At 61.0% G+C, this 23218-nt stretch carries 22 protein-coding genes; 8 read left to right on the forward strand and 14 right to left on the reverse strand.

Annotation, left to right across the window (positions count from 1 at the left end; all coding sequences use genetic code 11):
* Nucleotides 1-2 precede the first annotated feature (2 nt).
* Together FE782_RS17140 and FE782_RS17145 are read right to left on the reverse strand one after the other, a co-directional pair.
* On the reverse strand, nt 3-983 hold the full coding sequence (locus FE782_RS17140) for an NAD(P)/FAD-dependent oxidoreductase (protein WP_138195463.1): 981 nt from the start codon (nt 981-983) through the stop codon (nt 3-5).
* Nucleotides 984-1069: 86 nt separating this feature from the next.
* Nucleotides 1070-1834 (reverse strand): sulfite exporter TauE/SafE family protein, encoded by a 765-nt coding sequence (locus FE782_RS17145; protein ID WP_138195464.1) that lies wholly within the window; start codon nt 1832-1834, stop codon nt 1070-1072.
* Between the two features lie 424 nt (nt 1835-2258).
* Here FE782_RS17145 and FE782_RS17150 point away from each other — a divergent pair, with 424 nt between their 5' ends.
* Together FE782_RS17150 and FE782_RS17155 are read left to right on the forward strand one after the other, a co-directional pair.
* Nucleotides 2259-2990 (forward strand): phytanoyl-CoA dioxygenase family protein, encoded by a 732-nt coding sequence (locus FE782_RS17150; RefSeq protein WP_138195465.1) that lies wholly within the window; start codon nt 2259-2261, stop codon nt 2988-2990.
* A gap of 31 nt (nt 2991-3021) precedes the next feature.
* The gene (locus FE782_RS17155; RefSeq protein ID WP_138195466.1) at nt 3022-3900 is read left to right on the forward strand and encodes a helix-turn-helix domain-containing protein; all 879 of its coding nucleotides are present in this window, start codon (nt 3022-3024) and stop codon (nt 3898-3900) included.
* On the opposite strand, the gene FE782_RS17160 is transcribed toward FE782_RS17155, so the two are convergent.
* Nucleotides 3866-4240: an MmcQ/YjbR family DNA-binding protein gene (locus tag FE782_RS17160; RefSeq protein WP_138195467.1), complete on the reverse strand. Its 375-nt coding sequence runs from the start codon at nt 4238-4240 to the stop codon at nt 3866-3868. The two genes, FE782_RS17155 and FE782_RS17160, sit on opposite strands and share 35 nt — an antisense overlap.
* A 276-nt stretch (nt 4241-4516) precedes the next feature.
* On the opposite strand from FE782_RS17160, the gene FE782_RS17165 reads away from it, so the two are divergent.
* A complete protein-coding gene (locus FE782_RS17165) occupies nt 4517-4978 on the forward strand; it encodes a cysteine dioxygenase (protein ID WP_138195468.1) in 462 nt (153 codons plus the stop codon).
* Between the two features lie 55 nt (nt 4979-5033).
* Here the strand turns inward: FE782_RS17165 and FE782_RS17170 are convergent, their stop codons facing one another.
* From FE782_RS17170 to FE782_RS17205, 8 genes are all read right to left on the reverse strand, one after another.
* The gene (locus tag FE782_RS17170) at nt 5034-5315 is read right to left on the reverse strand and encodes a winged helix-turn-helix transcriptional regulator (RefSeq protein WP_238392536.1); all 282 of its coding nucleotides are present in this window, start codon (nt 5313-5315) and stop codon (nt 5034-5036) included.
* A gap of 132 nt (nt 5316-5447) precedes the next feature.
* Nucleotides 5448-6506: an ABC transporter ATP-binding protein gene (locus FE782_RS17175; RefSeq protein WP_138195469.1), complete on the reverse strand. Its 1059-nt coding sequence runs from the start codon at nt 6504-6506 to the stop codon at nt 5448-5450.
* On the reverse strand, nt 6496-7401 hold the full coding sequence (cysW, locus tag FE782_RS17180; RefSeq protein WP_138195470.1) for a sulfate ABC transporter permease subunit CysW: 906 nt from the start codon (nt 7399-7401) through the stop codon (nt 6496-6498). Before cysW ends, FE782_RS17175 begins: the two co-directional genes overlap by 11 nt.
* A 15-nt stretch (nt 7402-7416) precedes the next feature.
* Nucleotides 7417-8253 carry a sulfate ABC transporter permease subunit CysT gene (gene cysT, locus FE782_RS17185; RefSeq protein WP_138195471.1) on the reverse strand — a complete coding sequence of 279 codons (837 nt, stop codon included), beginning with the start codon at nt 8251-8253 and terminating at the stop codon, nt 7417-7419.
* Nucleotides 8243-8431 (reverse strand): YezD family protein, encoded by a 189-nt coding sequence (locus FE782_RS17190; protein WP_138195472.1) that lies wholly within the window; start codon nt 8429-8431, stop codon nt 8243-8245. The genes cysT and FE782_RS17190 overlap by 11 nt, the downstream gene beginning before the upstream one ends.
* A gap of 27 nt (nt 8432-8458) precedes the next feature.
* The gene (locus tag FE782_RS17195; protein ID WP_138195473.1) at nt 8459-9280 is read right to left on the reverse strand and encodes an alpha/beta hydrolase; all 822 of its coding nucleotides are present in this window, start codon (nt 9278-9280) and stop codon (nt 8459-8461) included.
* A 606-nt stretch (nt 9281-9886) separates the two neighbouring features.
* Nucleotides 9887-11005 carry a sulfate ABC transporter substrate-binding protein gene (locus FE782_RS17200; protein WP_138195474.1) on the reverse strand — a complete coding sequence of 373 codons (1119 nt, stop codon included), beginning with the start codon at nt 11003-11005 and terminating at the stop codon, nt 9887-9889.
* Between the two features lie 264 nt (nt 11006-11269).
* Nucleotides 11270-12148 (reverse strand): helix-turn-helix transcriptional regulator, encoded by an 879-nt coding sequence (locus FE782_RS17205; protein WP_158299427.1) that lies wholly within the window; start codon nt 12146-12148, stop codon nt 11270-11272.
* A 131-nt stretch (nt 12149-12279) separates the two neighbouring features.
* On the opposite strand from FE782_RS17205, the gene FE782_RS17210 reads away from it, so the two are divergent.
* The 5 genes from FE782_RS17210 to FE782_RS17230 all read left to right on the forward strand — a co-directional run bounded on the left by FE782_RS17210 (nt 12280) and on the right by FE782_RS17230 (nt 15891).
* Nucleotides 12280-13110 carry a phytanoyl-CoA dioxygenase family protein gene (locus tag FE782_RS17210; RefSeq protein WP_138195476.1) on the forward strand — a complete coding sequence of 277 codons (831 nt, stop codon included), beginning with the start codon at nt 12280-12282 and terminating at the stop codon, nt 13108-13110.
* A 538-nt stretch (nt 13111-13648) separates the two neighbouring features.
* Nucleotides 13649-14005 carry a cupin gene (locus FE782_RS17215; RefSeq protein WP_138195477.1) on the forward strand — a complete coding sequence of 119 codons (357 nt, stop codon included), beginning with the start codon at nt 13649-13651 and terminating at the stop codon, nt 14003-14005.
* Between the two features lie 159 nt (nt 14006-14164).
* Nucleotides 14165-14665, forward strand: a complete 501-nt coding sequence (locus FE782_RS17220; protein WP_138195478.1) for a hypothetical protein — start codon at nt 14165-14167, stop codon at nt 14663-14665.
* Between the two features lie 319 nt (nt 14666-14984).
* On the forward strand, nt 14985-15515 hold the full coding sequence (locus tag FE782_RS17225) for a dihydrofolate reductase family protein (protein WP_138195479.1): 531 nt from the start codon (nt 14985-14987) through the stop codon (nt 15513-15515).
* A 127-nt stretch (nt 15516-15642) separates the two neighbouring features.
* Nucleotides 15643-15891, forward strand: coding sequence for a hypothetical protein (locus tag FE782_RS17230; protein ID WP_138195480.1), 249 nt, complete (start codon nt 15643-15645; stop codon nt 15889-15891).
* A gap of 248 nt (nt 15892-16139) precedes the next feature.
* Here the strand turns inward: FE782_RS17230 and FE782_RS17235 are convergent, their stop codons facing one another.
* The 3 genes from FE782_RS17235 to FE782_RS17245 are packed head-to-tail and all read right to left on the reverse strand — an operon-like array spanning nt 16140 to nt 23211.
* Nucleotides 16140-18047, reverse strand: a complete 1908-nt coding sequence (locus tag FE782_RS17235; protein WP_238392530.1) for a beta-N-acetylhexosaminidase — start codon at nt 18045-18047, stop codon at nt 16140-16142.
* Nucleotides 18044-21163 (reverse strand): FAD-dependent oxidoreductase, encoded by a 3120-nt coding sequence (locus FE782_RS17240; protein ID WP_158299428.1) that lies wholly within the window; start codon nt 21161-21163, stop codon nt 18044-18046. The genes FE782_RS17235 and FE782_RS17240 overlap by 4 nt, the downstream gene beginning before the upstream one ends.
* Nucleotides 21160-23211 carry a hypothetical protein gene (locus FE782_RS17245; protein ID WP_138195482.1) on the reverse strand — a complete coding sequence of 684 codons (2052 nt, stop codon included), beginning with the start codon at nt 23209-23211 and terminating at the stop codon, nt 21160-21162. Before FE782_RS17245 ends, FE782_RS17240 begins: the two co-directional genes overlap by 4 nt.
* Nucleotides 23212-23218 lie beyond the last annotated feature (7 nt).

Raw genomic sequence — 23218 nt, forward strand, 5'->3', positions numbered from 1 at the left:
GATTAGGGTTTGCCCGCGCCGACCAAGCTATGCGCCGGGGTCGGCGGAGCTCCCTCGGACGCTTTCTCCCGGGAGAGCAGCCACTTATGCATCCAGATCGCCGACTGCAGCCCTTCGCCCATCGCGATGACGAGCTGCTCCGAATGCACCCCGACGTCGCCCGCCGCCCAGACGCCGGGGACGCTCGTCATCTTCGTCCGGGGATCGGTCACGATATGCTTCGTCTCCATCCGCTCGACGTGCAGCTGCTTCGCGAGATCGGTCCGGACCTCGTTGCCGCCGAAGGCGACGAACGCCCGCTCCGCCTCGAGCGTCTCTCCCGCAGCGAGCGCGACGCCGCGAAACCGGCCTAACGTCTCCTCCCCTTCCGTCAGCACGCGCTCGATCGCGGCGTCCACCGTTCGGATGCCCGCGTTCCGCAGCTTCTCGGCGAGCGACGCGTCCACGGGCTTCCGCTCGTGGTTCACGAAGATCAGCTCGTTGCAGAAGTAAGTCAGCGCGAGCGCCATCTTCGCCCCCGCGTTCCCGGACCCGAGCACGAGCGTGCGCTTGTCCCGCGTCTCGTACCCGTCGCAGTCGGGACAAATAAAGACGGTCAACCCGAGGCAGCCTCGCAGCCCGGGCAAGTCCGGAAGCCGGTCCATGACGCCGGTGGCGATCAGGAGCGTCTTCCCCTCGTATGCGGTCGGCAAACTTTGCTCCGTCTCGCACGTAATCAGGAAGCCGGCTTCGTATTTCTCCGCCTTCGTCGCGTCCCCTTCCGCGAATTCCACGCCGTACCCTTGCGCTTGCCGACGACCGAGCGCGCGAAGCGTCTCCCCGCTGACGCCCTCCGGGTAGCCAAGCACGTTATGGTAGTTCCGGCACAACGTCGAACGTCCGTCCCCCCGGTCGATGACCAGCGTCTTCCGACGGTACCGCCCGAGCTGGATCGACGCCTGCAGCCCGGCGATGCCGCCGCCTACGATGATACAATCGTACATAAGAAAAGACACCCCTCTCTGCCGTCGCGTCTCGATCGAAGCCGAAACCGCGCTTTAGCCTTTAGGGTGTCCTATCCGAAGTAGAACTATATAAGCTTGATGCCGCTCAGCAGAATGAGCGTCGCCACCACCGCGCGCAGCGGCTTCGACGGCACCTTCGTGCTCAGCGCGCTGCCGGCCAACACGCCGGGCACCGAGCCGATGAGCAGGTTGAACGCGAGACCGTAGTCGACGTTGCCCATGCCGGCGTGGAGCGCGCCCGCCACCGTCACGAGGAAGAAGGCATGTACGATATCGGTGCCGACGACTTCGGACGACTTGAGCCTGAACAAGTAGATGATCGCGATGGCGAACAGCGAGCCCGAGCCGACGGACGTCAATCCGACGACGAAGCCGAGCGCGAAGCCGATGCCGACCGTCAGCCACTTCTTCTCTTCCATGGGCTTGGCCTGCCATTTGTTCTCCTTTTCGGTCTTCCACCCGATCAAGCGCAGCAGAATCGCCGCCGCCACGACGACGAGCATAATGCCGAGCGCGGTGCGGATCACGTGCTCCTGGTTGTCGAAGAACTGGTCGAACACCTTCAAGAGGCCGACGGCGATGACCGCGCCAGGGATGCTGCCGCTGGCGAGATACCCGACCAGCTTCCACTTCACCGTATGCTGCCGCCAATGCTGGAAGCCGCCGAATAATTTCGTGATGGAGTTATAAAATAAATCCGTGCCGACCGCCACCGTCGCCGGAAATCCGAACCAAATCAGGACGGGCGTCAATAGCGCGGCGCCGCCGACGCCGGTCAGCCCCACCAGGAAGCCGACGCATAGTCCGATAATCGCAGTCGTGATATCCATGTCTCCACCCGCTTCTCTCTTAATCCCTAGTATATTAATAGGAATTATAAGATTAATAAGCTCGTCTTGTAAAGCGAAAGATTTCACAGAACGGTCGTTTCCTTTTTGTACGCGTTGGCGTTATAATGGAGGACATAGAGAAACGTTAAAGGAGGTCCGAGCCGTGTCTTTTTCCATGGTTTTCTGGATCGTCATGCTCGTGCTAAGCTTGTTCTTGGTCACGATCTTTACTTCGTCGTACAACGACGATAAGACGAAGGGCTTGTAAGCCGCCCCGGAAGACCGTCCCGCCTCGGCGGAGACGGTCTTCTTTTTCGTTCGATACCCGAAGATAAGCGTAGTATTCCCGAAGGAACGCGAAGCCCTCCGCGTCCGCCGTATCCTATGATAAACAGGAACGGATCAACGCTTAGGAGGGTTCCATATGTCGCTAACGACGGAAGACGTACGACATTACCGCGACAACGGGTATGTACTGCATAAGAAACAACTATTTTCTCCCGCGAAGATGAAAGCGTTATCCGATATCTTCGAAGAGCAGTGGGAGGCGGTCGGACGGAAGCTGAACAGCGAGCTCGATACGCCTCACTTCCGGGACGAACGGCTGCTCGAATTTCTGCTTGCCGACGAAGTGCTCGACCTCGTGGAGCCGCTCATCGGCCCGAACATCGGTCTCTGGTCGAGCCACTTCATCTGCAAGGAGCCGTTCGTCGGCAAGCAGACGCCGTGGCACGAGGATTCCGCCTATTGGAACGGACGGCTCACCCGCTTCGACAAGATCGTCACGGTCTGGCTGGCGATCGACCGCAGCACGCGGGAGAACGGCTGCATGCGCGTCATTCCGGGGACGCATCATAACGGATTTTCGGAATACGAGGCGGTCGATTCGAACGAGAACATCTTCTCGACGGAGATCAAGTCGATCGACAAGTCGAAGGCGGTGTATTTCGAGCTGGAGCCCGGGGAATGCTCTCTGCACGATTCGCGGATCGTGCACGGCGCGGAAGCCAATAAGAGCCCGAATCGGAGATGCGGGTATACGATGCGGTACTTTTCGACGGAAGCCAGGGTCATTCCCGAGAAAAATCCGGGATTTAAAGTGTGGTTGGCGCGCGGGAAGGACGTAGCGGGGAACAATCCGTTCGTTAACTTGTAATTTTTTTTGGGGAAAAGGGGGCGCGGCAACGATGAATCGACGGCATCCGGAACGGTTGACGAACGAGCGGTATTTAACGCTGTCGTCCCCTTTCCGCATTTTTAAACATGAGATCAGCGTCCCTATCGACGTTCATTGGCATGAATTTTACGAGCTGGCGCTCGTCGTCTCGGGCGAAGGCACCCATGTGCTGAACGGGGCGCCGGGACCGATGAGGCGAGGGACGATGTTTCTGCTGTCGCCCGCCGACTTCCACGAGCTGATTCCGGACGCGGGGGAGACGCTCCGCTTGTTCAACGTCATCTTCACCCGGCAGTTTCTTCGGGACGAGCTGTATGCGCTGCTGTTCCACGAACCGCGGGAGTATGCGTTCGACTTCGAGGAACGGGACATGCCGCCCCTCGTCGACGCCTGCGAACGGCTGTGGACGGAGTCGCGCGAGCCGGGCTTCGGCAGCGACCTCCTCATCCAAGGCTCGCTCGAGCGGCTTCTCATCGAGCTCGCCCGACGCGCGCGAACGGCCCATGGCGGCGGCGGCGTTCGTCCGCAGCCCGGGCATCCGTCGATCCGGCGAGCGATCGCTTATATCGAACGCCACTTCCGCGACGCGATCTCGCTCTCGGACGTGTCTTCGTACGCCGGTCTTTCCGCGGGCCACTTCTCGGAATGCTTCCGCGCGCAGGTCGGGTCGACGTTCCAGTCGTTCCTCCAACAGCAGCGTCTTCGGTTCGCCGCTTCCTTGCTTACGGCTACGACGCTTCCGGTGACGGAAATTTGTTATGCGTCGGGCTTCAACACCGTCTCTCATTTCGAAAAGGCGTTCAAATCCCGCTTCGACGCCTCTCCGCGGGCGTATCGGCAGCGTCGAACGCTCGTCACTCCTCCCGAACGTTCGGAATCCGATCCGTAAGCGACTCCCGCTCCCGCTTCGGCAGCGACTTCGCGACGAGCGCGTACGAATGATCGATCATCCAGCGTACGTCCTTCTCCGGCACGGTGCCGTCGAGAACGACCGTATTCCAATGCGTCTTGTTCAGGTGGTACCCCGGCTTCACCGCCTCGAATTCATGCCGCAGCATGAGCGCCGTCTCGGGGTCGCACTTGAGCGACTGATGGACCGGCTCTCCCCCGCCGACCAGCGCGAACATCTTCGACGCGACCTTCACTACCAGCGGTTCCGGTCCGAACGGGTAGTCCTCCCAAGCGCCGGGCTTGTCGATACACCACTTCGTCACCGTCTCGCGATCCATACTCCTTGTCCCCCCGATAAAATATTTTTGGCAATATGTTCGACTCGACTCCGATTCCCTTCATTGTAGAGTTCTCGTCTCGCTTCTTGCAACCGCCGCTTTCGGCCGCTTTGAAACATTCGTCTGGGCGTCCGCCCGGAAATCGCCTCTCCAGACCGCGCTTCACCCGACGCCGTCGTCGACGGTCCCGGAACCCCGACTTCTGCAATTTAATAGAAATATAGCAGAAGAACGTTGCAAACGGTCTCAAATGCGATTCATCGGGAGAGGGTATCCATGGAATTAAGCGATTGTATTCAGAAGCAATTCAGCAGGGTGGAGGTTTGGTCCGAAGAAACCATCGGAGAAGCGTTAAGCGGCATCCCGGAGCTGGATGCGCTCGTCCGTCCTTACGTCACGGAGCCGGACGGCCATGCGTACGGCAGGAACGTCGTGTATGCAGACGAGCGAATGGAGGCGATCGTCATCCACTTGCCGGCGGGCGCGCGAACCGCGATCCATGATCACGGCGTCTCGATCGGCTGCGCCGTCGTCGTCGAGGGGCGGATGACGAACGAAGTGTACCGCTTGGATCCGGGCGGCCGGCTTCGCCTCGCCGAGGCGGACGCGCATCGCGCGGGAGAGCGGATGCCTTCGCCCGCCGGCGTCATCCACCGGATGCGCAACGACGGCGACGCGCGGCTCGTATCCCTTCACGTCTACGCCCCGCCGCTTCGCGGCATGACCCGCTACGACTAGCGCAACAACACCCCATTGCGACAGGTCGCGCTTCGCGGACCGCAATGGGGTGTTTTCACTTGGCTGCGTCGATCCATTGGTCGGCCCAACGTCCGATGTCTTCGAATAACGGGGACAGCGCCTTGCCCTTCTCGGTCAAGGAATACTCGATGCGTACGGGCATCTCCGGATAGACGTCGCGGCGGATCAAGCCTTCCGCTTCCAGCTCTCGGAGCCGCTCGGTCAGCATCTTGCCGCTGAGATTCGGGATGAACGCTTCGATCGCGTGGAACCGCTGCGGTCCCGGCAGCAGGGCGAAAATAATGAGCGCGGTCCAACGCTTGCCTAACAATTCCATCGCCTTCTCGAAGCGAGGACATAACTGCGACTGATTCGATGGGTTCAACGGGTTCACCTTCTTTATATAGAAAGTATACCATCGAGCGCCGCAGGAATACATCCGCAATCCGAGCCGAAACCGCTCCTAATTCTATATATGCACCGGCATCGGGTCGACCTTCATGCCGTTCTCGACGACGGCGCAGCGTTCGCCGTCGAACGTGTAGATGCGATGGATGAGCGTCCACACCGCATCCCCCGGCTTCAGCGCCTCGCGCTCGAGCGACCAGTACGCGGTCACGATGCCCGCGTCGAGCTGCACGTCGATCTGCCAATGGCGGCCGCGGAAGGTGACATCCTTCACGACGCCCTGCTCGGACGCGTTCGGGAACGACAGCTCCTTCGCCGTCCCCACCTCGACGAACTCCGGCCGCACGACGGCGCGGTCGACGCGCCCGATCTCTTCGAACCCTTTCAGTTGGTCCGGGCGTTCCAGCACGTTCGTTTCGCCGACGAAGCTCGCGACGAACGGCGTCGCCGGACGCTGGTAGATGTCCAGCGGCGAACCTTGCTGTTCCAATCGGCCGCCGTGGATGATCATGATTTCGTCAGCCACCTCGACGGCCTCCTCCTGATCGTGCGTGACGAAGATCGTCGTGATGCCGACTTGGCGGATCATCTCCTTCAGCCACGTCCGCAGCTCCTTGCGCACCTTCGCGTCGATCGCGGCGAACGGCTCGTCGAGCAGCAGCAGCTTCGGCTCCGGCGCAAGCGCCCGAGCGAACGCGACGCGTTGGCGCTGGCCGCCCGACAACTGATGCGGCAGCCGCTTCTCGAGACCGCGCAGCCCGGTCAGCTCGATCAGCTCGGAGACGCGCCGCGCGATGACGTCCTTCTTCTTTTTCTGCACGGTCAGCCCGAACGCGATGTTGCTTTCGACGGTCATGTGCCGGAACAGCGCATAGTTCTGAAAGACGAACCCGATGCCCCGCTCCTGCGGCAGGACGTCGTTCACGCGGCGGCCGTCGAACAGGATCTCTCCGCCGTCCGGCGTCTCGAGACCGGCCAGCATACGCAGAATCGTCGTCTTGCCGCCGCCGCTCGGGCCCAGGAAGCCGATCAGCTTACCGTCCTCGATGTCGAACGATACCCCCTTCGACGCCTCGAAATCGCCGAACCGCTTCGTCAGCCCTTCCACCTTAATTCGCATGCGCGTCCTCTCCTTTCGTTCCGCCGGCCAGCAGCGCCCGGTTTTTCCATTCCATCAAGCTCTTTACGATCAGCGTCGCGAGCGCCAGCAGCACGAGCAGCGAGGCGACCGCGAACGACGCCGTAAACTGATATTCGTTATACAAAATTTCGATATGCAGCGGCACCGTGTTCGTCATGCCCCGAATATGGCCCGAGACGACCGAGACGGCTCCGAATTCGCCCATCGCGCGGGCGTTGCACAGAATGACGCCGTATAATAAACCCCATTTGATGTTCGGGAGCGTAATTTTCCAGAAAATGCGCCATCCGCCGGCTCCCATGCTCGCCGCCGCTTCCTCCTCGCCGCTGCCCTGCGCCTGCATGACGGGGAGCAGCTCCCTCGCCACGAACGGGAAGGTGACGAAGATCGTCGCGAGCACGATGCCGGGAAGCGCGAAGATGATCTTGATATCGTGGCTTTGCAGCCAGGGTCCGAGCAGCCCTTGCGCCCCGAACAATAAGACGAAGATGAGACCGGATATGACCGGCGACACCGCGAACGGCAGGTCGATCAGCGTGATGAGAAGATTCTTTCCTTTGAATTGGAACTTCGCGATCGCCCAGGCGGCCGCTACCCCGAAGATCGTATTGAGCGGCACCGCGATCGCCGCGGTAAGGAGCGTCAGCCTTATCGCCGCAAGGGCGTCCGGTTTGGTGATCGATGCGAAATACACTTGCGCGCCTTTGGAGAGCGCCTCGACGAGCACCGCCGCCAGCGGCAGCACCAGAACGAGACCTAAGAACAAGAATGCGACGCCGAGCAGCAGCCATCGAACGACGGGAGACTCGGTCAGATGCTTCGGCCTCGCCCCGGTTGAGGCGCCGGCCCCATGATTCGTTACGTATCCGGCCATCTTCGGGAATCCCTCCTATTTCGTCGTAAACCGGCGGTGGCTGAACCACTGCAGGACGTTGATGAGAAGCAGCAGCAGGAACGAGAAGACGAGCATCATGAGCGCGATCGCCGTCGCTCCCGTGTAATCGTATTGTTCGAGCTTCGTCATGATGAGCAGCGGCACGATTTCGGTTTTCATCGGCATGTTGCCCGAGATGAAGACGACGGAGCCGTATTCCCCGATGGAGCGGGAGAACGCGAGCGCGAAGCCGGTCAGGAGCGGAGGCAGCAGCTCGGGGAACAGCACCTTGCGGAACGTGAGCCAGCGCTTCGCGCCGAGGCTGACGGCCGCTTCTTCGATTTCCTTCTCCAACTCGCCGATGACCGGCTGCACCGTGCGCACGACGAACGGAAGCCCGATGAAGATGAGCGCCACCGTGATGCCGATCGGCGTGAACGCGACCTTGATGCCGAGCGGCTCCAGCCATTGGCCGATCCAGCCGTTCTGCGAATAGATCGCCGTCAGCGAGATGCCCGCGACCGCGGTCGGCAGCGCGAACGGCAGGTCGATCAAGCCGTCGACGAACCGCTTCCCCGGGAACGAATAACGCGTGAGCACCCAGGCGACGAGGAAGCCGAAGACGACGTTGACGATCGCCGCGGCGAACGACGCTAGAATCGTAACGCGGAACGAGGCCAGCACGCGGTCGCTGGAGACGGCGTTCCACAGCTCCGCCCAGCCTGCTCCCGTCGCCTTGAGCGCGACCGCGGCGAGCGGAATCAACACGATGACGCTAAGGTAAAGCAGCGTAAACCCCATGGTCAGCCCGAAGCCGGGCAAGATGCTTTTCTGTACGAACCTAATTCTCAAGGGTCCCTTCGCCTCCAGTATGTCTGGTGGTGGAATCGAATCTTCGCTTTTCCGTACGTTCGATTTGCACGATTTTTCCGTCGTGGACGACGATCTGGACGCTGCCGTATTTGATGCCAGCGAGACTGTCCGCGATCCGCTTCAGCCAGGCCGAATCCCACTCGTTCGTTTGTTTCATCCCTCGGGTCCCTCCGTACAATCGTTATTAGATCATCCAGCCGAACCATTCGGTCTTCTGCTTGTCGAGCTGCCGCAGCCAGTCGAGCGTCAATCGAATCGCCATCTCCGCATGCCCCCGGCCGGAGAAGACGTGGTCGGCTTGCATAATGATTTCTTTCTCGCACTGCCCCCCGCTTCGCGTTCGGAGCACCTTCTGGTACAAGAAGCTGTACTCGACGGGGATGACGGCGTCCGCCGTGCCGTGCACGAGCAGCGCGTCGCCTTCGAACGTCCGGGCTTCTTGGAACGGATGGCAGGTCGCGAGCGAAGCGAAGAACGGGTGCTTCAGCATGTAACCGAGATATTCGGTTTCGCCTTGGGTAACGGCTTCCTCGTACGCGGCTTTGCCGACGATGCCGACGATATCTTGGAACGGGTGGCCGACCGGCGCCCACAGCGCCAGCGTCTTCACCCGCTTATCGCGCGCGGCCGTCAGCGCGGCGACCGCGCCGCCGAGACTGTGGCCGAGCAGCGTGACGCGATTCGGATCGACGAAGTCGAGATCCAGCACGTAGTCGAGCGCGCAGCGCGTCTGAGCGATCCAGTCGTCCATGCCGGAGTCGCCGTAGTCGCCGCCGCTCTCGCCGCAGCCGGCGTAATCGAACCGCAGCGTCGCGTACCCGGCGCTCGCCAACGCCCTCGCGGCCTTCACGAACAGCCGGTGCTCCCCGATGCGGTCGCCTGCGAAGCCATGACAGACGACGACGGCGGGGAAGCGTGACGGCTCCCTTGCTCCCTCCATCGGCGGGTAGTGCAGCGTCGCCGCGAGGCGGACGCTCGTGCTTCGGATCTCGATATGTCTCTCCATACGGTACACCCTCGTTTCTATGGTACTGGCCGCCCGGGCGGTGCTCGCGGACGCTGCAGTCGGAGAAACTCCGACTATTCTCGCACGGGCGGCTCCCGCAGGCGCTGCAGTCGGAGAATCTCCGACTATCCCCGCACGGGCGGCTCCCGCAGACGCTGCAGTCGGAGAACCTCCGACTATTCTCGCCCGGGCGGCTCCCGCGGACGCTGCAGTCGGAGATCCTCCGACTATCCCCGTACGGGCGGCTCCCGCAGACGCTGCAGTCGGAGATCCTCCGACTATTCTCGCCCGGGCGGCTCCCGCGGACGCTGCAGTCGGAGATCCTCCGACTAATCTCGCCCGGGCGGCTCCCGCAGGCGCTGCAGTCGGAGATCCTCCGACTAATCTCGCCCGGGCGGCTCCCGCAGACGCTGTAGTCGGAGAAACTCCGACTAATCTCGCCCGGGCGGCTCCCGCAGGCGCTGCAGTCGGAGATCCTCCGACTATTCTCGCCCGGGCGGTGCTCGCGGACGCTGTAGTCGGAAAAACTCCGACTATTCTCGCCCGGGCGGTGCTCGCGGACGCTGTAGTCGGGGATACTCCGACTACAGCAGCCGCCCACCTAAATTACGGTTGGTAGATTTGGTCGAAAATGCCGCCGTCGGCGAAAAACTTCTTCTGCGCTTCCTGCCAGCCGCCGAAATGCTCGTCGACCGTAATCAAGTTCACCGCCGGGAACTGATCCTTATACTTCTCGGCGACGGAGGCGAGACGCGGACGGTAATAGTTTTTCGCGGCGATTTCTTGCCCTTCTTCCGAGTACAGGTACTCGAGGTACGCCGTCGCCGCTTCCGTCGTGCCGCGCTTCTCGGCGACCTTGTCGACGACCGTCACCGGCGGCTCCGCCAGGATGCTCAGCGACGGAACGACGATCTCGAACTTGTCGGGACCGAGCTCGTTGATCGAGAGGAACGCTTCGTTCTCCCAAGCGAGCAGCACGTCGCCGATGCCGCGCTCGACGAACGTCGTCGTCGAGCCCCGGGCGCCGGAGTCGAGCACGGGTACGTTCTTGAACAGCTGCGATACGAATTGCTGCGCCTTGGCTTCGTCGTTGTCGTTTTGCTGCAGCGCGTAGCCCCACGCCGCGAGGAAGTTCCACCGCGCGCCGCCCGACGTCTTCGGGTTCGGCGTAATGACTTCGACGTCTTCGCGAATGAGGTCGTTCCAATCTTTAATGCCCTTCGGGTTGCCCTTGCGCACGAGGAAGACGATCGTAGACGTGTACGGCGCGCTGTTGTCGGCGAGGCGGTCCTGCCAGCCTTCCGCGATCAGCCCCGCCCCTTGGATTTCGTCGATGTCGTACGCGAGCGCCAACGTGACGACGTCGGCTTCGAGTCCGTCGATGACCGACCGGCCTTGCTTGCCGGAGCCTCCGTGCGATTGATTGATCGTAACCTTTTGGCCCGTCTCCGCTTCCCAATGCTTCGCGAAGGCGGCGTTGAATTCTTCGTATAACTCGCGAGTCGGATCGTAAGATACGTTAAGCAGCTCTACCGGCTCTTTCGGCGTCTCCGTCTCTTTCTCCGTCTCTTTCGCCGGCTCCGCCGGAGCGGCCGCGCCGCCGGAAGCTTGCGTCGTCCCCCCCGACGTCTCCGTCGCGGCGCCCGTGCCCGCCGTGCCTCCGCCGCAAGCCGTCATTACCGCCAACAATCCGCTTACCATGACCAACAAGAATGCCTTCTTCATTTCGTTTCCCCGCCCTCGTAGAGTTAAAATTTATAGGGTCGCCGGTGGTCCGGTGGACATTTCCTTCAATCCCGATGTGTATAGTCGGGTTTATGGATTGCATCGTATCATCGCTGATTTTGTACTGTCAATACGCCGAAAACATGTTGTCAGGATGAACTTTAGTCGGCGCTTTCCCTTCTTTCCCCTCCATGCATCTCGTCCGAACCAAAGCCCCTTCCTTCGAAAATGGATCAAAGTCCAAACAAAAAACCGCCCGCCGACTCAAAGAGTCTGCGGACGGGAATGGTGCCGCCATTGCGTCGGAGTCAGTCCTGTGTAGCGCTTGAACACCGTCGCGAAATGCTGGCTCGTCTTAAACCCCAGCTCGAAGGCGACCTCCGTAACCGAGACGTCCGTCCGGGTCAGCCGCTCGCAGGCGCGTTCTACGCGGACGCGCTCGATATACGAGGCCGGCGATTGCCCCACCGCTTCCCGGAAGACGCGATAGACGTGGGAATCGCCGACGCCGAGCGTCGAAGCGAGTTCGGCCGTCGTCCACCGGCGCTCCGGCTCCGCCTGGATCCGGGCGCACAGCTTGACCAGCGCCTCGCTCAGATCCGGAGGCAGGTCCGGCGACTTCCCGGGCCGCAGCGCGCGAAGCAGCAGATCGACGATGCCGGTCCGGATCTCCAACGCGCGCAGCGCCCCGCCTTGCTCCAGGACGAGCCTCATGCGGCGCAGCGGCTCGAGCGCGCCCGGTCCGATCGTTGCGACGCGAGGCGCTTCCCGTAAGGCGTCGGCGAGCGTAACCCGCTCCCTCTCCTCGAGACGCAGCCAGCCCTTCGTCTCGGCCGGATCGAGCACGATCATCCACCAGATCGAGCACGGCTCGATATGGTTCGAACGCGCTCGGTGCACTTCGCCGGGGCGCGTATGGAACAGCTGACCGGCATGGGAGGCGTACGAGGCGCCGCCGACCTCCCACGTCGCCCTTCCGCTCTCCATATACACGAATTCGTACGACCGATCGTGCCTATGGTCCGGCAGCGGGATCGCTTCCGAGAAGCGATCGTAGCCGAGCGTAATGAGCTCGGGCACGTCCGACGCGGCTTCCCCGCGGTCGTTCGTATACATCCAACGCGACGACGCCGTTTTCCTCATCCTCGTTCTCATGCCCCCCCAGTAATGTTCTCGATCGTATCAATGTTTCCGATCCTACTCGATACGTTCGAGGAAGTCAAAGCCGGCCCGCCGGTTTACGATGAAATCAACCTAACGACGAGGTGAACCGTATGAGCGTAATTCCGTATCAAGTGACCGAAGAGGACAAGGCTCGTTTTCAGAAGGATGGCTATTGGATCAGCCCGAGGCTGCTCGACGACGATGCGATCGGACGGCTGCGGCAAGCGCATGAGCGAATTTGGAAACGCGACTTCGACGGAGACGGGTACCCGATGCATCCGATTCCCGTACCCTCCGATCCGCTGGCCATCAAGAAGACGGAAAACGCCTGGTGGATCAACGACGAAGTCCGCGCGGTCGTGACGGATCCCGAGCTCGGGCGCATGGCGGCCGATTTGTTGAACGAGGACGAGATCCGGCTGTGGCACGACCAAGTCATCTACAAGCCCGGCGCGGGCGACAAGGAGACGAAGCTCGGCAACGTCGGCTGGCACCAAGATTACGGATATTGGCGCGCCAGCAGCACGACGAATATGGTGACGGTGTGGATCGCCCTGCAGGACACGGACCTGTCGAACGGCGCCATGACGACGATACTGGGCTCGCACAAGTGGGGAGAAGTCGAAGGGAGCGACACGTTCTTCGACCAAGACATGGAGAAGCTCCGGGCGAGGTTCGCGCGGCGCGATTGGACGGAAGAGCCTTGCATCCTGAAGGCGGGGCAGGCCAGCTTCCATCATGCGCTGACGTTCCACGGCTCCGGACCGAACCGGACGAACGAGCCTCGCCTGTCGGTCGTCGCCCATTTGATGCCGGGACATACGTCCTTCCGCGCCGGCCGGCAGCGGCACGACAACGTGCTCTTCCTCGGCCCCCGGCCGTACGACGGACAGCGGTTCGACAACGAGTACTTCCCGCTGCTGTACGGCAGAAAGCGCTGAAATGACCAAAAGACCATGCTTCCCGGTCGCCCCGGATGCATGGTCTTTGCGTTTGCCGGCGTTCAATGAAAGTAAAGTAGAGATTAATAAATTAATTAATACACAGTGAAATTAAAGCTGCAGACTGGCTGCAGGCGTTAAGCTAACCTGGCAGTTTAGTGCAACAATCGTTTAATTGTTTTAAGATAATGGAAAAAGCAATTCGAGGTGTACCTTGAAAAAATATACAAAGATGATTTGTATGAGTTGAAGTTAGCTTGTCGTAAGTTCATTGAAGGTACATGCAGTATTTGTAAATTAGAACATAATTTGACGTGGATGAGTCCCCACCATACATTGCAGAACTATTGAAAAAAACACGAATGATCTGGAATTGGTGAGATTCGGTACTTCAGACTACAAAAAGCGCGACGAAGCATTAGGTTCGATCTAAGGTTTACTTAAAAGTTTAAATATTGTCATCGAGGATTGATGTGCGTGTTCCGCACGGCTCAACTATCTGGGCAGTAGTGCAGTTTTCGACGAGGAGAGAGCGAATATGGAACTATATCGTTTTGACAGAGGAGTTTCTAAGCCAATTCATGCGTTTAACTCTTTGCAGGCCTCGATTACGCCGATCATAAGAAGTGAGCAGTCTTTTCAGGTTGGTTGCATCCATCTGGGTGAAGAAGGGGTTATAGGCTATCACCAAGCGACAACCCCGCAACTGTTCCTTGTTATTCAAGGTGAGGGCTTTGTAACAGGGGAGGATCGTATCCAAGTTCCGATAAAATCAGGTCAAGCAGCTTTCTGGACGGAAGGTGAGTGGCACGAATCAGGCTCAAAAACGGGTATGACTGTTGTTATAATTGAGTCTTCGCAACTTGATCCAAACCAGTTTATGAAACATTTGTAGTGATGCTAGTTCATTAAAAAACGGGTAACAATAGTTCCGCAAACAGGACGGCAGTCAGCACAATTGGCTGCCGTTTCCCGTTGAAGTATACGTGCAGGAATATTGAGAAGTTCAGCAACCTTTTTCCAATTCTAGCGTTAACCTAAAGGAGGTGTTCTAATGGTAAAGAAGAGGGTAGTATTGTTTATTGTCCTATTGTTCTTAGCTGGATGCAATAGTGGAAACAAGAACAACTTTATTACTGACTTTAGAGCTAACATTAATGAAGGTGCGAATTTATGGTCTTCGGTTAATTATGACATTGTACGGGATAAACAACTGATAACTGAGATTGATAAACCGTCTCACACGTTGGAAACGCCGATTATGATTCGAGTTTTTGTTGAAACAATAAATAAAGGTAACCAAAGTGCTGAATCCATAGGGATTATAATTAACGAACCTACGCCTCTTTTACAAAAAAATTCGACCAGTTATGGCGGGGTTACGGATGGTTCTTTAGATAAAGATGAGACGTTTGAATATTGCTTTACTTACACCTTTGCTAACGAAGAAGACCTTGAATCCTTCATTAAACAGGCATCGGTGAGTTTGACTTGGATTGAAAATCAAGTGAGTAATGAAATAAGAATAAAGTTACCCAGTAAGCCAGTAGAGTGACAGGACGATAGCACCATAAACCACACCGGCGGCCGGTCAACTACGGACTGCCGTTTCCGTTGAAGTAACTGGCCGTTTTGTGTTTCTAATACAAAATTACATACCAGATTTGGGCTTCCCGAACAACTAGACCGATGAAATTTGCAATCGGATTTCGTCTAAATAAATGAGAATGAGATCGCCTTCTGTCCGCTGCCCTGATCGGCTGGGAAAAAGAGCGAGAAGTTCTTTCAAGTACTGTCATACGAGGGGGGCTGCATTTGGAACGTGTAATCCTGATTATGAATGTGCGAGAAAACGAGGGAGGGGATTCAGTCGCATGGCAAAGATCGTTTTCGCGTTGAACCAGTCTCTGGACGGGTTTGTCGACCACATGGCATTTCAGCCCGACCCCGTGCTATTCCGTCATTTCATCGACGACGTGCGCGGCCTAACGGGTAGCCTATACGGGCGCCGCATGTACGAGACCATGCGGTATTGGGACGGAGATCATTATGAATGGGATGCGCCGGAACGGGAATACGCAGCGGCGTGGCAAAGCAAACCGAAGTGGGTGGTGTCGAGGACGTTAACGTCCGTCGGTCCGAACGCTTCTCTGATCGAGGGCGACCTCGCGGCGGCCATACTTAGGCTAAAGGCTCAGCATGAAGGGGAGATTGAAGTTTCCGGGCCAGAGTTGGCGCACAGTCTATCGGAACTCGGTCTCATTGATGAGTATCGACTCTATCTCCATCCAGTCGTACTGGGTCGCGGCAAGCCGTTTTTCGCCGGTCCGCGACCGCCGCTGCGCCTCGTGGCAAGCGATCGAATCGGCGAGCAGGTGATCCGGTTGACCTATGTTCCAACTTAGTTTTTACGGTTGGACCAGCGGACTAAAGGGTACATAGCTTCATATGACAGGACGGCAGCCGGCCCACGCTTGGCTGCCGTTAATTATTAGGTTGATAATTGTTTGTATTGCCGCAGGAGGTCTTTTCATGATTAAGAATGATAAACTGCATTATTTTCACAAAAAAGTACACATTAATAAAGTATTAAAAAAACTACCGATTAAAGGAGGCGTTCTTATGCAAAATCAGCAAAATCAGCAGCAACAACAAAACCAGACATCTCAACAAAATCAACAATCCAATCAAGCAATGCAGCAGACTCAAGGGGCTATCTTGCAAGCTCAAAAACAATCGCAGCAAGGACAAAGCGGTCAACAAGGTCAAAAACAACAATAAATGCAGTAGGTTTTTAATGTATTACGAATGGGCAAGGTTTATCGACGTTCGTCAACAATACAAACCGGGCTCAAAGTTGTGAGCAGTATGCAACCTAGATTCAACAAGCGGCAGTTTTTTCTGCCGCTTTTGTGCTTTCATTTATTGCCCCGTTGATTGAACTATCGGAGACGTTTGTTCAAAGAAACAGCGCTGGATCGACGCGTCCAGCCGGAACGATCCGTTGTCGAAAACGGGCAGCTTCCCGTCTATCCGGAGAACGTCCCCGCGGTCACGATCCGATCGTACCGTCCGCGCCCGAGCGTCCCCGCCGACATGACCCACGGCGCGTCGTAATAGAGGCGCTCCGCCTCCAGCTCCTCGACCGACGCGACCTCGCCGTCCGCGAAGGCGAGCAGTCGGAACCGCGTCGTCTCGAGCCGGGACAGCACTCCGCCGTAGCGGATGTCGAGCGCCTCCCACCCGAACGGCTTGCAGTCCGCGAGCCAGTTGGCGCGGTGGAGCTTGCGCAGCGCGTCGATCGACTCGGCGAGCGGCTCCAGCTCGTCCGCCAGGGCGCGCAGGCGCAACCGGTCGCCCGCGTCGTACGCCGCCTTCGCCCGCAGCCCCATGTCGCTCTTCTCGCGCAGCGCCAGCGCCAGCTGCAAGTAGAACCGGAACAGCCGGTTCCACGGGCCGTTGCGCTCCGCGGCGTCCGCCATGTCGGCGACGAGCGCGGCGTAATGCTCCCGCATCGGCAGCCCTCTCACGTTGAAGTCGTACAATCCGATCAGCACGTCCTGCCATAGCAGAAACTTCGACGGATTCGACTCCTTCGGATTGCCTGCGGCGACGCCCGGGGTTTCGTCGAACCGGCTTAGCGCGAGGAAATCGCTCAGCTTCCCGCCGCCGGAGCACGTCTCGAACCGCGCCGCCAGCGCTTCGGCGTCGACCGCGTCCGCGTAGCCGTGCTCGGCGAACAGCTGCAGGCCGGCGAGTCCCGCGAACAGGTTCGTCTCCGCGCCGTTGTCCCCCCACATCGTGGCGAAAACTTCGCGCACCCCTTCCGCCTTGCAGGCCGCGAGCGCCGCGTTCGTCGTGTCGAACGTCTTCCCGTAGTTCGGCGCGATGCCGTTCCACGTCCAGACGCCGCCGGCGAACACGGGCATCGAGCCGAACGCCTTGTGCTTGCGGATAAACTCGCGATAGAACGCCTCGTCGGTATGATAGTAATCCCAATACACGAGCTGCACGTTCTTCGGCATGTCCCGCACGACGTCGTCCGGGATGACCGCGTCCAGATCGTAATAGCCGCCGGTCTTCGACCCTAACCGGAAATACATGTCGCTCCAGATCATCGGCGTCGATCCCTCCGCTTCCGCGATAGCCGCCACCCGCTTCAGATGCTCGTTCATCATGTCGAAGCGCTTGCGGTAACCGTTGAGCTCCAAGTATCGCCCGAGCCCGAGCTGATGCGCCTCGTCCATGCCGATATGGATGCGGTCGCTGCGGAACGGCTTCGAAGCCGCTCGAATCGTCCGCTCGATGAACTCGTACGTCTCTTCGGCGCCGACGAGCAAGATGTCCGACGTATCGCGCAGCTTCCCCGCGTAATTCCACTTCAGCGCTTCCGTCAAATGCGCGAGCGTCTGAATGCACGGCACGATCTCGATCCCTAACGCATACGCGTAATCGTCGCAGGCCCGCAGCTCGGCTTCCGTATACCGGCCGCGCATATACCCGAAGTACGGGTATTCCTCGACGGCGAACGTATCCTCTGTATAGAGCATCAACTGGTTAAGCCCCATCAACGCCATATGCGCGAGCAGCGTCTTCACCGCCGCGACGGTCGGCACCGCGTTCCGCGACGCGTCGACCATGACGCCGTTCGTGTCGAATTTCGGCGTCTCGACGAGATGGAACGCGGCATCGCCGCGCGAATGCCGCATCCAGAGGCTCAACGCTCGGAAAAAGTGAACCGGCCGGTCGTACCGAATATATCCCCGGCCGTCCTCGTCCCGGCCCGCTTCCAGCCGGCCTTCGACGCGCTCGACGTCGATCGGCGCGCCGTCTTCGGCCTGGACCGCGCCGAGCAGCGGGCTCACCGCTTCGAGCCCTTGCCGAATCGACGCCGTCATCCCGCTTCCGCTAAACTTCAGCTTCCTTCGTTCTGTCATGCCCGAATCCCTCCGCTCGTAGAAGTCGCTTCGCTCCGCCGCGGCACGGCTTCGCTGTCTTGCTCGAAGTCGAGCCGCAGCTCGAGCGGCGCCGTCCGCTCGTACGGCCGGCTCTCCGCCGCCCAGGCCGCCCATAGGCTTGGCTCCGCCCCGAAGGCGAAGCCGCTGAGCCGCCGCAGCTCCAGCAGCGCGTTCTGCCGCAGCAGCGCGCGGTTGTCCGACAAGTAGCCGATAAGGACGTCGTAGCCTTCGGCGTCGCCGCAGCGGGCGAGCGCGCGGCCGATCGCGACCTCCAGCATGGCGCGCCGCTCGAGGAAGTAGTCCGGCTGCGCGCCGTCCCGCGCCTGCTGATCCCGCAGGAACGGAATGCGGCGCAGGCGCTTCAGCGCCGGAACCGCCGCGCGGTCGCCGAGCCGCTCGGCGCCTTGGCACACGGCGTCGACGTAATAGAAGACGCCCTTCCACGGATCCTTGAAGTCGTCCTCGGTAGGATCGAACAGCTCCGCCACCCGCTCCCAGACCGGGACGCTTCTCGGATCGGCCGCAAGCGCGAGCGAATACAGCAAGTAGGCGGCGTCCGGCATCGCTCCGTGGTCCGGCGGCAGCTGCACGTACATCATGTCCGCCGTTCGCACCGGCAGCGTATCGCCCTGCAGCATCTCCAGAATCGCATCGCGCAGCGTCGGCACGCCCTCGGGCGAGCCGAGCATCGACAGCGCCTGCGCGATGCGTACGCGTCGAATCCCGTCGGCGGTCGCCAGCGCGCGCGTCAGGACGGGAACGATGCGCGGTCCCGCCGAGCAAATTTCGACGAACGGGATCGTCTCTCGGTACACCTCGTTCATTCGCATCTCCGCGTATGCGTACAGCGGCTCCGTTTCGATCCGATCCACGAGCCGCTCCAGCTCCTCGTCCGTATAACGAATCGGCGCAAGCGAACGCGTAAGGACGTCTTCGGGAAGGAGACCCTCGCGGACGAGCCGCGCCTGCAGCGCCTTCACGTCGATCGCCCGCGGCGTCGTTCCGCCGCGCGCCGCCATCGTCGCCGCCAGCGCCGCGACCGCGCCGAGATTTTCCAAGTCCGATTGCATGCGGATCGCCGGCAGCGCGTCGTGCGTCGCCGACACCGCCTTGCCCGCGACGAGCAAGCCTTCCAGTCCGGCCGGCAGCAGCATCCGATACGGAATCTCGATCTCGAGATTCGGCGGGATGAGGCCGACGTTGATCCATGGGGCGCCGCTGACGCCTTTCACGTCGTGGTTGCTGAAGTGCACGTTGACCGCGTCCGGCCACTTCCGCTGCAGCAGCTGGTCCGTCAGCTTCATCGTGACGTCTCCGGCGATATGCCGGCTTTCCCGCGTGGCGATATAGATGCCGTGATCGTGATAGGACGCGTCGCCCCGGCGCCGGCCCGCGACGATCGCCCGAGTGTAATCGAGCGCGTCGGAGACGTCGACCATGCTGGTGAAGTTGTTTTTCGTCTTGCCCGGCTGCTGGAACTGCGCAAGCGAAAACCACATGACGGTTCGGTCCTTCTCCGAGCCGTAGACGAAGTCCGCGCCGGCGTAAGCGGCGATATCGCCGTCCCCCGTCGCGTCGACGACGGCCTCGGCGAGCAGGGCGATCGGACCCCAGCGCGTCGCCGCGACGACGCCGCGCACGCGGCTTCCTTCCAGGACCGCGCCGAACGTGATCGCCTGTAGCGTCAGCTCGACGCCGGCTTCCTCCGCTTCGCGGAGCAAGGCGTACATCTTCGCTTCGATGTTCCACTTATGCCCCTTGTATCCGATGCGCTCCTGCACCTCGTGCACCCGCTCCGTAATCGCGGCCGCGTAGCCGTGGCGCTTGCCGAACCAATAACTGTCGACGCCGCCGAACGTCCCGGTGCCGCCGAGCCCCGGGTTCATGTCGACGAGCAGCGTCCGCGCGCCTTCCTTCGCCGCCGCGATCGAAGCGCTCGCGCCGCTGGAGCCGCCGCCGACGACAAGAACGTCGCCGGAAGACGCCGCCGGCACAAGCATCGCCGGGACGTCGGCGCGCGGCCGCCCGTCGTCCGCAAGGACGAACGACGGAGACGCGACGTCGTACGGCGTCGACGGAACGGCTCCGTCGCCCGCGGCCTGCGTTCGAACCATAACCGAGCCCGCGGACGGCGCCGCCCCGGCCAAGAACGCCAGCGCCTCGTCCGCCGCTCGCTCGCCGAGCTTCGAGGCGAGCGAGACGTCGTGCAACGCCGCGTCCCCGCGAGCGAACAACGGCTTCGCAAGGCTCCAGACGCCGCCGATCGGCGCGCCGCATTCGTCCGCGAAAGCGCCGGGCGCCGCCGTCGCCGCTCCCTCGAGCGGGAACGGGCCGTGCAGCTCGTAGGACGATGAGGCGAGGAACGCCTTCCGGAAGGCGGGCACCTGCTGCGCAAGATAGGCCGCGAGCCGCATGCCCGCATGGCGGGAAGCGGCGAAGCGGCCGCGTTCGGCGGCAAGCGTATTGCCGCTCGGCAGCTCGAGCGCGAATTCCGCATAGACATGCCCTTCGCCGCGAACGCCGCGGCGCAGCCGCACGACGCCGCCGCGCAGGCCGAGCTCGTCCGGAACGGCGAGCTCTTGCACAAGCGCCTCGCCCTCGGCCGCCTCGGTAAACTCCAACGTGCGGGAATACAACGCGGTCGCTCCCGGCGCGTACGCCTCGACGCGCTCCCCGAGCAGCGTCGCGACGAGCGCCGTCTCCGTCGCGTCGACGACGGAGCGGCACATAATCGCCTGCCGGCCCGACTTGTTCGCGACGACGAGTCCGGCCGCCCGGCCGTCCCGCTCGAGCACGGCGATCGGCAGCGTCGCGTACAACAGCTGCACGCCATGCGCGAACAGCCGATCCTCCAGCCCCCGCTTCAGCCGGTCGGGGTGGAGCGGCGCGAAGCCGTCGTCCCCGGCCGGCAGCCACGGCCGCAGCGTCGCGGTCAGCTCCCGGCCGAGGTACGTCCGCTGTTCGATGACGAGGACCTTGTTCCCCGCCCGCGCGAGACGTTCCGCGCACGACACGCCGGCGAACGAGCCGCCGACGACGACCGCGTCGACGTCGAACAGGACCGGCAGCGCGGCTCCTCCGATCGCGCACTTCATAGACATTCCTCCAGCCGCAGCCGCTCGCGGTAAGGCAGCGCCTCTTGCGCGGCGTATAAAATCAACCCGATGCACCACGAATGGGACAACGTCAGCATCATGCCCTTAGGCTGGAAGCAGTTCGTATTGTAAAACCGCTCCGTCACCATGCCCTTATAAGCGTTGAAGTCGCCGTCCTCCCGCGCGATGAACTGCAGGAAGCAAGCGATATGATCGCGCGTTCGCTCGAGATAATAGTCGTCTCCCGTGTACTCCCACAGCTTCAGCATCTCCGGCACGCAGAACAGGCCGTAGTTATGCAGATGCTGATTCGACGTCGACGCCTGATCCGCCCCTCGCGAGCGGAAGTCGTATCGCTTCAGCAGCGAATGCTTCGGGAACTCGAGGTTATAGCTCCAGCGGAACGTCATCATCCAGTCCGCCGCGCTCGAAGCGAGCTCCAGCCACAGCGCTTCGCGGTTGTACTCGTACAGCTTCACGTAGGCGACCACCGCGTTGTACGCGTCCTCCGACGTGGGCGTCAGATGCACGTCTTCGGGCGCGCCGTAGATGTATTCGGCTCGGACGAACTTTTCGTAATAGCGCCCCGCCTTGGCCGCCGCCTCCGCGAACGCCGGCTCGCCGAACAGCGCGGCGCCTTCGAGCAGCGAAGCGATCCACAAGATGCCTCCCGCCCCGTCCCACTCCTCCACGACGCCGGTATTCGCGTTATAATACGAGCCGAAGTTGCCGTCCTCGGCTTGGATGCTCGCCGCGAACCGCAAGTTCGACAGTGCCGCCGCTTCCCAGTCCGGATGGCTCCCGCCCCGCGTCTTCTCGAAGGCGACCGCGCGCGTCATGAACAGCGTCGCCTCCGCGATCGTCCGCGCCTGCAGCCAATCGGACTTCGGGTTCCAGCCCGCCGTCCAGCCTCGCCCCACGACCCACGAAGCCCAAAACGTGCCGCACGGCGCGAGGCCCGACGCGATCTTATCGAGTACGGCGCTCCCCGCCTCGACGTAATCGGATCGGCCCTCCTTGCGGCCGTACGTCAGCAGCGCATGGGCGTACGGCGCCCCGCTCACCCAGCCGACGTGCATATGCGGCCGGTCGCCCTGCCCCTTCACGTTGTTGTTGAATTCGCGGTCGAACGCCGCCGTCTCGTTCAAGATGCCGTGCTCCCGGTTATAATGCCACGTATAGAGGCCGTGGGCCGTCAGCTCCGCCGCCTTTTCCAGGCCCATCCAAGGGTTCAACGCATGCTCTTCCTTATGAAGCTTGTACATCTGCCGCACGAACGGGTCGTACGCATGGGGATTCGGCTCCGCCGTATACACCTTCAGCCGCAGCGTCATCCGCTCCCCGGGCGCGAACCGGTAATACGTCAGGTCGGCCGGCGCAGGCACCTTATGCCCGACGAACGTGACCGGCTCCTCCCTATACGGGAAGTCGAGCCAGATGCTCGTGCCGTCCGCATTGCCGCGGAAGCCGAGTCCGGTCAGGCCCGCCGCGGACGTCTCCTCCGTGCACAGCGCGCCGCACAGCGCATCGTTCCAAGCGAAGACGGCCGGCAGCGCCGCGCGGTCGGAACGGAACGACCAGTAGTCGGACACCATCTGCTCATGGTCGCCGTCCCGGTAATCGTACCGCGGGTAGGGGCGCAGATTTTTCTCGAACCGATTTTCCTTATAGAACGCCCCCGGAATCATCCAATCCGGACGCCCGCTGCCGACCAGCTCCGCCCCGAAGGTCAAGCCGTACTCGGCCGCTTCCTCCCCAAGGTACTTAAGGCGCAGCTCGACGTCGATGTAGCCGCAATGATCTTCCTTCGCTTCCCACACCGTTTCCACTCGAAAATGCCCCGCCGCCCCCGTCGCGACGAGCGCCTGTCCTTCCTCGCGAGCATCCGTCGCGCGGACAACGTCCGTCGCGCCGTCCTTCCGCCGGGCCGTCAGCAGCGCGCCGAAGCGCAGGTAACCGGCTTCGCCTTCGCCGTTCTCGCCGCCCGGCGCGAAGATGCGCAGCTCCTTCGTATTTTGCGATTCCGATACCTTCATCGTGTCCTTCATCGTTCGC

The sequence above is a fragment of the Paenibacillus antri genome, assembly GCF_005765165.1.
Classification (GTDB): Bacteria; Bacillota; Bacilli; order Paenibacillales; family YIM-B00363; genus Paenibacillus_AE; species Paenibacillus_AE antri.

Bases quoted from the DNA above. Each gene is read 5' to 3' on its own strand.
- cysW (WP_138195470.1), bottom strand. From the start codon at position 7,401: ATGGCCGGATACGTAACGAATCATGGGGCCGGCGCCTCAACCGGGGCG.
- FE782_RS17195 (WP_138195473.1), bottom strand. From the start codon at position 9,280: ATGGAGAGACATATCGAGATCCGAAGCACGAGCGTCCGCCTCGCGGCG.
- FE782_RS17170 (WP_238392536.1), bottom strand. From the start codon at position 5,315: ATGGAATTGTTAGGCAAGCGTTGGACCGCGCTCATTATTTTCGCCCTG.
- FE782_RS17155 (WP_138195466.1), top strand. From the start codon at position 3,022: ATGAATCGACGGCATCCGGAACGGTTGACGAACGAGCGGTATTTAACG.
- FE782_RS17220 (WP_138195478.1), top strand. From the start codon at position 14,165: ATGGTAAAGAAGAGGGTAGTATTGTTTATTGTCCTATTGTTCTTAGCT.
- FE782_RS17200 (WP_138195474.1), bottom strand. From the start codon at position 11,005: ATGAAGAAGGCATTCTTGTTGGTCATGGTAAGCGGATTGTTGGCGGTA.
- FE782_RS17160 (WP_138195467.1), bottom strand. From the start codon at position 4,240: ATGGATCGCGAGACGGTGACGAAGTGGTGTATCGACAAGCCCGGCGCT.
- FE782_RS17150 (WP_138195465.1), top strand. From the start codon at position 2,259: ATGTCGCTAACGACGGAAGACGTACGACATTACCGCGACAACGGGTAT.
- FE782_RS17215 (WP_138195477.1), top strand. From the start codon at position 13,649: ATGGAACTATATCGTTTTGACAGAGGAGTTTCTAAGCCAATTCATGCG.
- FE782_RS17235 (WP_238392530.1), bottom strand. From the start codon at position 18,047: ATGACAGAACGAAGGAAGCTGAAGTTTAGCGGAAGCGGGATGACGGCG.
- FE782_RS17145 (WP_138195464.1), bottom strand. From the start codon at position 1,834: ATGGATATCACGACTGCGATTATCGGACTATGCGTCGGCTTCCTGGTG.
- FE782_RS17205 (WP_158299427.1), bottom strand. From the start codon at position 12,148: ATGAGGAAAACGGCGTCGTCGCGTTGGATGTATACGAACGACCGCGGG.
- FE782_RS17225 (WP_138195479.1), top strand. From the start codon at position 14,985: ATGGCAAAGATCGTTTTCGCGTTGAACCAGTCTCTGGACGGGTTTGTC.
- FE782_RS17210 (WP_138195476.1), top strand. From the start codon at position 12,280: ATGAGCGTAATTCCGTATCAAGTGACCGAAGAGGACAAGGCTCGTTTT.
- FE782_RS17190 (WP_138195472.1), bottom strand. From the start codon at position 8,431: ATGAAACAAACGAACGAGTGGGATTCGGCCTGGCTGAAGCGGATCGCG.
- FE782_RS17240 (WP_158299428.1), bottom strand. From the start codon at position 21,163: ATGAAGTGCGCGATCGGAGGAGCCGCGCTGCCGGTCCTGTTCGACGTC.
- FE782_RS17175 (WP_138195469.1), bottom strand. From the start codon at position 6,506: ATGCGAATTAAGGTGGAAGGGCTGACGAAGCGGTTCGGCGATTTCGAG.
- FE782_RS17230 (WP_138195480.1), top strand. From the start codon at position 15,643: ATGATTAAGAATGATAAACTGCATTATTTTCACAAAAAAGTACACATT.
- FE782_RS17140 (WP_138195463.1), bottom strand. From the start codon at position 983: ATGTACGATTGTATCATCGTAGGCGGCGGCATCGCCGGGCTGCAGGCG.
- FE782_RS17245 (WP_138195482.1), bottom strand. From the start codon at position 23,211: ATGAAGGACACGATGAAGGTATCGGAATCGCAAAATACGAAGGAGCTG.
- FE782_RS17165 (WP_138195468.1), top strand. From the start codon at position 4,517: ATGGAATTAAGCGATTGTATTCAGAAGCAATTCAGCAGGGTGGAGGTT.